At 58.1% G+C, this 895-nt stretch carries 1 protein-coding gene; it reads right to left on the reverse strand.

Annotated elements, in window-relative coordinates; all coding sequences use genetic code 11:
* Window positions 1-304: 304 nt before the first annotated feature.
* The coding region (locus tag GSQ93_RS01540) for an IS110 family transposase (RefSeq protein WP_158933957.1) at window positions 305-895 on the reverse strand (591 nt) is incomplete at its 5' end.

Below are 895 nucleotides of genomic sequence, written 5' to 3' on the forward strand. Positions count from 1 at the left end.
CATTTCTGATATGACTTTCCGTGTCAAGCGGTGTTGTTCAGGTTTTAATTTCATTCATATTCGATGTAGCGCTGCAATTTCCTGAGGGCGGCGTAGCAGTAAAACTCGACGGTGAATCAGGCTGATATTCGCGGGTTGGTTACCGCATTACAGAGATCCGTTTCGTGAGTCTGCCGCTAACTTTGAACGCAAGTCGGAATGAACCGTTGCCAAGAAATGACGCGGATAACTCGAATACCGGGCTACGCCGCCTTCAGGAAACTACCGTTTCATTGCGAGCTGCTTTTCGTTGCATTCACCTCTCTCACGCCGCACGCGCACAGGCCTGCGTCATGCCCAACCGGGCGATGTCCCAGATGAAGCCCGCCAGTTCACGGGCTACCGCGACGATGGCCACATTGGTGCTTTTGCCGCGCGCCACCAGCTTTCGATAGCGCCGGCACAGGCGCACCTGCGCGTCCCACGCCCGATCGACGATCACCTTGGGCAAGCCCTCATGACGACGCTGGATCTCGGGGCTTACTTTGGCCGTATGCCGATAACTCCAGGCCGCCTCGATGAGCAGTTTGCGGGCAAAGGAATTGCCGGTCTTCGTGATACTGCCCTGGCGCCGTTTGCCTCCCGAGGAATACTCCGAGGGCGTCACGCCAAGCCAGGCCATCAACTGCCGGGGGTGCGCAAAGCGGCTCAAGTCGCCTAACTCCGAGAGCAAGCCCACCGCAGCGGTGAACTGGATACCGCGCATCGATTGCAGAGCAAGCACGGCGGGATAAAAGCCCCAGCGCGGCACCGCATCGCGCATAGCTGACTCCAGACGCTGGCATTGTGCAAACCGATCCTCGATTGCGCGGCGTAGCTCGTTAAACGCGAAATCCTGCCACTCGTTGCCAAACGA

Source organism: Burkholderia sp. S171, from assembly GCF_009766085.1.
GTDB lineage: Bacteria > Pseudomonadota > Gammaproteobacteria > Burkholderiales > Burkholderiaceae > Caballeronia.